Genomic DNA, 4,219 nt, shown 5'->3' with positions numbered 1-4,219 from the left:
GGCCTCGGTCGGGCTGCTGGGCCGCTCCGATGGCGCCAAGCGCCCGATCCCCTTCGTCGAGGATTGCGCCGTCCCGCCCGAGAACCTCGAGCCCTTCATCGCCGCCTTCCGCGCCGTGCTTGATCGCGAGGGGCTGGACTACGGCATGTTCGGTCACGTCGACGCGGGCGTGCTGCACGTGCGCCCGGCGCTCGACCTCACCGACCCGGCGCAGGAGCCGATGATCCGCCGCGTCACCGAACAGGTGGCGGCGCTGGCGCGGCAGCACGGCGGGCTGCTCTGGGGCGAGCACGGCAAGGGCGTGCGCTCCGAGTTCGTGCCCGAGGTCTTCGGCCCGCTCTACCCGGCACTGCAGCGGATCAAGGCCGCCTTCGATCCGCGCAACCAGCTCAACCCCGGCAAGATCGCCACCCCCGACGACGGCGCGCTGTGGAAGATCGACGAGGTGCCAATGCGCGGCCAAATGGACCGGCAGGTGCCGCAGGCGCTGCGCGACGCCAACACCTCGGCCTTCGCCTGCAACGGCAACGGCGCCTGCTTCAATCGCGACCCGCGCGACGTGATGTGCCCCTCCTACAAGGCCACCGGCGACCGGCGGCATTCGCCCAAGGGCCGGGCCTCGCTGATGCGCGAGTGGCTGCGGCAGGGCGGCCCCGAAGGCAAGGCCGACGCCGATTTCGAGGCCGAGGTAAAGGAGGCCATGGACGGCTGCCTGTCCTGCGCCGCCTGTGCCACGCAATGCCCGATCCGGGTGGACGTGCCGAAGCTGCGCTCGGCCTTCCTCGACGATTACCACGCCCGCCACGCCCGCCCTCTGCGCGACCACGCGCTCGACCATCTCGAGGCGTTGATGCCGCTCGCCGCGAAGATGCCGCGGCTGGTGAACCTCTTCACCACGGGCCCCGGGGCGGCGCTGCTGAAACGCGCGGGGCTCACCGCCCTGCCCGCCTTCCCGGTCACGCGTCCTGCCCTGCCGACGCTGCGCGAAGCCGAGATCGCCACGCTCGACCCGGCCCGCGACGTGGTGCTGGTGCCCGATGCCTTCACGCTGGTCTTCGAGCCGCAGATCGTGGCCGACCTCGCCGCAGTGCTCGACCGTCTCGGGCGGCGGCTGCGGGTCGCGCCCTACCGCCCCTCGGGCAAGGCGCGCCGGGTGCTTGGCCGCCGCAAGGGCGCCGACCGGCAGGCCGAGGCGCAGAGCGCGCTGCTGCGCCAGCTCGCCGCCTCGGGCGTGCCGATGGTGGGCATCGAACCCGCGATCCTCGGCTCTTACCGCAGCGATTTCGCCGCCGACCTGCCGCAGGTGATGGCGCCGCAGGACCTGCTCTCCGAACTCATGGCGACGGCCCAGGTCGCGCCCAGCGCGATGGCGGTGCGGCTCCTGCCCCATTGCAGCGAGCGGGTGCGCGGCGCGGCAGGGTCGAATGGCTGGCGCGCGGTCTTCGCCCGCTTCGGCATCACGCTCGACATGCCCGCCACCTCGTGCTGCGGCATGGCCGGCACCTGGGGCCACGAGACGCGCAACCGCGCGACCTCGGAGCGGATCTTCGCCCAGTCGTGGGACGACGCCACCGCGCCCGGCCCGGACGCGATCCTCGCCACCGGATTCTCGTGCCGCTGTCAGGCGGACAAGGTCGCCGGGCGCGCGCTGGCACACCCGATCACCCTGCTCAGGCAGTTGATGGAAGGCTGAGGGCCGGTCGTCAGACCGGTTCGGCAATCACCAGCTCGACGCCCGCGTCGGCCAGCGCCGTGACCATGGCCTCGGACGGCATGCGGTCGGTGACCAGCCGGTCGATGGCCGAAAGCGGCGCGACCTCGAACACCGCGGCGCGGTCGAGCTTGGAGTGATCCGCCAGCACCGTGACCCTGGCGGCCCGGCCGAGCATGGCACGGGCGAGCTCGGTCTCGCGCAGGTCGTAATCCATGATCTCGTTCCGTGTCATGCCGCCGATGGTCAGCACCACGTGCTCGGCCTTGAACTGGTGCAGCTGCTCGATGGCGAGCGCCCCCAGCGTCTCACGCCCCTCGGCGGCGATTTCTCCGCCCAGCAGGTAGAGCCGGTGGTGCCCCTCGGGCCGCGCCAGCAGGCCGGCGATCTCGGGGGAGTTGGTGATGACCGTGAGCCCCCGCCGCCGGGCCAGCGCGCGGGCGAAGGCGATGGTGGTGGAGCCGGTGTCGACGAAGATCACCGCGCCCTCTTCGAAGAGCTCGGCAGCACGGCGTCCGATGGCGGTCTTCTCGGCGGTGAAGGTCGCCATGCGGGCGTCGAAGGGCCCCTCGGTGAGGCCGGTCTCGGCGATGCCCGAGGTCTTGCGCGCCCCGCCGTGGAACTTGCGAATGCGCCCGGTGGCGTCGAGTTCGTTCAGATCGCGGCGGATGGTCTCGCGCGAGGTGTCGAACTTGTCGGAGAGCTCGTCCACATGGACTTCGCCAAGCTCCTGCACGAGCTGTACGATCATTTCGCGCCGGGCGGCCGGTTTCATGCGGCTTCCTTTCTCGATAGTTGCAGCGCCCGCCGTTTCACGATGACGGCTTGGTCACTACACAACGCCTGTTCCCACAGCTTGACCGAAGTTCGGGGTGCCTGCAACGTCAATGCGGTGCGGTTGGCCCGGCAATCCCGCGGCACTGCGGAAACTGCACCGCTATGCCGAAGTTCTGGGCCATTACGCCGGATCCCGGCGGAAAAGCCCTTCACTCGCCCTCAGGTTGCCACAGATCGCGCGACCGCTACGCGCCGGACCTCGCGTCAGGGGGGCGAAATCCACGCAATCCCGCGCGAAGCCACCCCGAAAACCGACAGGCGCCGGGCAAGACCGCCCATTAACAAGGCAAACTTCACCACATCACTTTACTTAATTTTTCCACTATCAACTTTTCAAAGTACTCCGTGCTGACCTGCGGTCCAGACCAAACGTCCAACAGGAGCAACCCACAGTGACGACGATCAATCGCCGCCGTTTCCTCATGACGATCGGGGCCGCCGTGACCGCCGCGGGGCTCGGGACCCCGACCATCCTGCGCGCACAGACCGACACCATCAAGGTCGGCGGCCTGCACGACCTCTCGGGCCCGCTCGATTCCTCGGGCATCCCGATGAAACAGGTCTTCAACCTCGCCATCGACGAGATCAACGCGCAGGGCGGCCTGCTCGGCAAGCAGGTCGAGGCGGTGGTCTACGACCCGCAGTCGAACATGTCGCTCTATTCGCAATACGCCACGCAAATGGCGCTGAAGGACCGCGTCGCCGTCGTGCACGGCGGCATCACCTCGGCCAGCCGCGAGCCCATCCGGCCGATCTTCCACCGCTCCCAGATGCTCTATTTCTACAACACGCTCTATGAGGGCGGCGCCTGCGACCGCAACGAGATCACGCTGGGCTCGACGCCCGCGCAGACCGTCGAGAAGCTGATCCCGCACGCGATGAACCTGCCCGCCGCCTTCGGCGCGGCGCTCGGCCACTTCATGTTCTACGGGCGGCTCTCGGATGTCTGTCTGGGCGTGGTCACAATGGTGGTGACGCTGATCTTCCGGAAGCTCATCAACCACACCGCGGGGCCCGAGTACTCCATCGGCGACGCGCGGCTCGGCGACTACAACGGCATCCCCTCGATCCCGATTCACAACGTGCCCAGAGACCCCGCCGCCTGGCTCGACCCGGCGCAGATGTTCCAGGTGTTCATGGGCATCCTGATCGTGGTCTACGTCTTCCTGCGGGTGATCATCGCCAGCGACTTCGGCCGCATCTCGGTGGGCATGCGCGAGAACGAGACCCGCTCCTCGCTGCTGGGCTACGACGTACGCCGCCACAAGGTCATCGTCTTCGCCATCGGCTCGGGCATCGCGGGCATGGCGGGTGCAATGTGAGCCACCTACCAGACCTTCATCGACTCCAACGCCTTCTCGCTCGAGGTGTCGGCCAAGGCGCTGGAATGGGTGATGGCGGGCGGCGTCGGCACGCTGGCCGGTCCGATCCTCGCGGTGATCCTGCTGCAGTGGCTGTCGCTGAAGCTCGGCACGCTGCACATTCTCAAAAACTACGTCATCCTCGGCGCGATCATGATGGTGCTCGTGCTACTGCCGAAGGGGCTTCTGCCCACCGTCAAGGCGCTGACCCTGCGTTTGCGGTTCCTCGGCCAGAGCCGGATGACCTCCGACGCCACCGGCGGAAAGGTCCCCTCCGATGTCTGACGCCCACATCCTCACCACGGAGAAC

At 68.6% G+C, this 4,219-nt stretch carries 4 protein-coding genes; 3 read left to right on the top strand and 1 reads right to left on the bottom strand.

The features are described 5' to 3' along the window. Positions 1–1,693, top strand: a 1,693-nt coding sequence (locus tag HC022_RS20285; protein ID WP_175583663.1) for an FAD-binding and (Fe-S)-binding domain-containing protein, incomplete at its 5' end; no start/stop codon positions are given. 10 nt (positions 1,694–1,703) lie between these two features. On the opposite strand, the gene HC022_RS20280 is transcribed toward HC022_RS20285, so the two are convergent. Further along, the gene (locus HC022_RS20280) at positions 1,704–2,486 is read right to left on the bottom strand and encodes a DeoR/GlpR family DNA-binding transcription regulator (protein WP_089955438.1); all 783 of its coding nucleotides are present in this window, start codon (positions 2,484–2,486) and stop codon (positions 1,704–1,706) included. Between the two features lie 454 nt (positions 2,487–2,940). Here HC022_RS20280 and HC022_RS20275 point away from each other — a divergent pair, with 454 nt between their 5' ends. Both HC022_RS20275 and HC022_RS28625 read left to right on the top strand, forming a co-directional pair. Next, the gene (locus tag HC022_RS20275; protein ID WP_368484709.1) at positions 2,941–3,870 is read left to right on the top strand and encodes a transporter substrate-binding protein; all 930 of its coding nucleotides are present in this window, start codon (positions 2,941–2,943) and stop codon (positions 3,868–3,870) included. A 45-nt stretch (positions 3,871–3,915) separates the two neighbouring features. After that, entirely contained in the window at positions 3,916–4,194 is a 279-nt protein-coding gene (locus tag HC022_RS28625; protein ID WP_175583662.1) for a hypothetical protein, read from the top strand. Positions 4,195–4,219 lie beyond the last annotated feature (25 nt).

Origin of the sequence: Salipiger sp. HF18 (genome assembly GCF_011806505.1) — a bacterium.
Taxonomy (GTDB): Bacteria; Pseudomonadota; Alphaproteobacteria; order Rhodobacterales; family Rhodobacteraceae; genus Salipiger; species Salipiger thiooxidans.
Note: the sequence above shows the minus strand (reverse complement) of the source record. Positions and strands in the feature narration are given on the sequence as shown.

Excerpts from the sequence above, each read along its gene's own strand:
- HC022_RS20280 (WP_089955438.1), bottom strand. The coding sequence starts at position 2,486 with ATGAAACCGGCCGCCCGGCGCGAAATGATCGTACAGCTCGTGCAGGAG.